Source organism: Nonomuraea sp. NPDC049378 (genome assembly GCF_055586745.1).
Window position 1 is genome coordinate 1,635 of record NZ_JBVJHP010000054.1, and the last position, 3,170, is coordinate 4,804.

The 3,170-nt window shown below is 56.5% G+C and carries 1 rRNA gene; it reads left to right on the forward strand.

The features are described from left to right. The first annotated feature begins 57 nt into the window (after window positions 1-57). Window positions 58-3,165, forward strand: a 23S ribosomal RNA gene (locus tag ACZ6SA_RS49140). Window positions 3,166-3,170: the final 5 nt, after the last annotated feature.

Sequence of the window (3,170 nt, forward strand, 5' to 3'; positions counted from 1 at the left end):
CGGATGTGGTTGCTGTTTGTTGTTTGAGATTTGCATAGTGGACGCGAGCATCTTTGTGGCCAAGTTTTTTAGGGCACACGGTGGATGCCTTGGCATCAGGAGCCGATGAAGGACGTGGGAGGCTGCGTTAAGCCTCGGGGAGTCGCCAACCAGACGTTGATCCGGGGATGTCCGAATGGGGAAACCTAGCACCAGTCATGTGGTGTTGCCTCCGCTTGAATGTATAGGGCGGTTGGTGGTAACGCGGGGAAGTGAAACATCTCAGTACCCGTAGGAAGAGAAAACAAGAGTGATTCCGTGAGTAGTGGTGAGCGAAAGCGGATGAGGCTAAACCGGGCGTGTGTGATAGCCGGCAGGCGTTGCGTGTCCGGGGTCGTGGGACCTTCTGGGTTGATCTGCCGATCGGCCGAGGAGTGATAAATCTGTCTGATAGTTGAAGCCTCTGGGAAGGGGCGCCGTAGACCGTGAGAGCCGGGTAGACGAAATCGGATGGACTTCTTGAGGGGATCCCAAGTAGCACGGGGCTCGAGGAATCCTGTGTGAATCTGCCAGGACCACCTGGTAAGCCTAAATACTCCCTGGTGACCGATAGTGCACGAGTACCGTGAGGGAAAGGTGAAAAGTGCCCCGGTGAGGGGTTGTGAAAGAGTACCTGAAACCGTGTGCCTACAAGCCGTAGGAGCTTACAAGAGCTTTCGGGTTCTTGTGTGATGTGACTGCGTGCCTTTTGAAGAATGAGCCTGCGAGTTATGGTGTGTGGCGAGGTTAACCCGTGTGGGGGAGCCGTAGCGAAAGCGAGTCTGAAGAGGGCGTTTGAGTCGCATGCTGTAGACCCGAAGCGGAGTGATCTACGCATGGGCAGGTTGAAGCTCAGGTAAGACTGGGTGGAGGACCGAACCCACCAGGGTTGAAAACCTGGGGGATGATCTGTGTGTAGGGGTGAAAGGCCAATCAAACTCCGTGATAGCTGGTTCTCCCCGAAATGCATTTAGGTGCAGCGTTGCGTGTTTCTTGCCGGAGGTAGAGCACTGGATGGCTGATGGGCCCGACAAGGTTACTGACGTCAGCCAAACTCCGAATGCCGGTAAGTGAGAGCGTGGCAGTGAGACTGCGGGCGATAAGGTTCGTAGTCGAGAGGGAAACAGCCCAGATCACCGACTAAGGCCCCTAAGCGTGTGCTAAGTGGGAAAGGATGTGGAGTCGCAGAGACAACCAGGAGGTTGGCTTAGAAGCAGCCATCCTTGAAAGAGTGCGTAATAGCTCACTGGTCAAGTGATTCCGCGCCGACAATGTAGCGGGGCTCAAGCACATCGCCGAAGTCGTGGCACTGATACGTTAGTTCGTGTTGGTGGGTAGGGGAGCGTCGTGCAGCCGGCGAAGCAGCAGAGTGATCTAGTTGTGGAGGCTGTGCGAGTGAGAATGCAGGCATGAGTAGCGAATCGAGGGTGAGAAACCCTCGCGCCGGATGACCAAGGGTTCCTGGGCCAGGTTAATCCGCCCAGGGTAAGTCGGGGCCTAAGGCGAGGCCGACAGGCGTAGTCGATGGATAACGGGTTGATATTCCCGTACCCGCTTCAATGCGCCCATACTGAACCCCTTGATACTAAGAGTCCTTAAGTCCGTTGCCTCTTCGGAGGGGATGTGAGGCTGAACGCTCGGCCTGATGGGGTAGTAGGTAAGCGATGGGGTGACGCAGGAAGGTAGTCCAGCCCAGGCGATGGTTGTCCTGGGGTAAGCATGTAGCCCGTGTTGTAGGTAAATCCGCAGCATGTGTGGGTGAGATGTGATGCCGAGCCGATTGTGGTGAAGTGGATGATCCTATGCTGCCGAGAAAAGCCTCTAGTGAGTGTTGTGGCGGCCCGTACCCTAAACCGACTCAGGTGGTCAGGTAGAGAATACTAAGGCGATCGGGTGAACTGTGGTTAAGGAACTCGGCAAATTGCCCCCGTAACTTCGGGAGAAGGGGGACCTCTGCTGGTGATCGGGCTAGCTCTGTGAGCTGGTGGGGGTCGCAGTGGCCAGGGGGAAGCGACTGTTTACTAAAAACACAGGTCCGTGCGAAGTCGTAAGACGATGTATACGGACTGACGCCTGCCCGGTGCCGGAACGTTAAGGGGACCGCTTAGTCAGGGATTCCTGGCGAAGGTGAGAACTTAAGCGCCGGTAAACGGCGGTGGTAACTATAACCATCCTAAGGTAGCGAAATTCCTTGTCGGGTAAGTTCCGACCTGCACGAATGGCGTAACGACTTCCCCGCTGTCTCAACCGCAGACCCGGCGAAATTGCACTACGAGTAAAGATGCTCGTTACGCGCAGCAGGACGGAAAGACCCCGGGACCTTCACTACAGCTTGACATTGGCGTTTGGAGCGTCTTGTGTAGGATAGGTGGGAGACTGGGAAGCTCGGACGCTAGTTCGGGTGGAGTCATTGGTGAAATACCACTCTGGTCGTTTTGAACGTCTAACTCTGGTCCGTGATCCGGATCGGGGACAGTGTCTGGTGGGTAGTTTAACTGGGGCGGTTGCCTCCTAAAGGGTAACGGAGGCGCCCAAAGGTTCCCTCAGCCTGGTTGGCAATCAGGTGTTGAGTGTAAGTGCACAAGGGAGCTTGACTGTGAGACTGACGGGTCGAGCAGGAGCGAAAGCTGGGACTAGTGATCCGGCATCGGCGTGTGGAAGCGGTGTCGCTCAACGGCTAAAAGGTACCCCGGGGATAACAGGCTGATCTTCCCCAAGAGTCCATATCGACGGGATGGTTTGGCACCTCGATGTCGGCTCGTCGCATCCTGGGGCTGGAGTAGGTCCCAAGGGTTGGGCTGTTCGCCCATTAAAGCGGTACGCGAGCTGGGTTTAGAACGTCGCGAGACAGTTCGGTCCCTATCCGCTGCGCGCGTAGGAGACTTGAAAGGAGCTGTCCCTAGTACGAGAGGACCGGGACGGACGAACCTCTGGTGTGCCAGTTGTACCGCCAGGTGCACGGCTGGTTGGCTACGTTCGGAAGGGATAACCGCTGAAAGCATCTAAGCGGGAAGCTCGCCTTGAGATGAGGTCTCCCACCCTGTGAGGGGGTAAGGCTCCCGGTAGACGACCGGGTTGATAGGCCGGGTGTGGAAGCACGGTAACGTGTGGAGCTGACCGGTACTAATAGGCCGAGGACTTGACCACAAAGC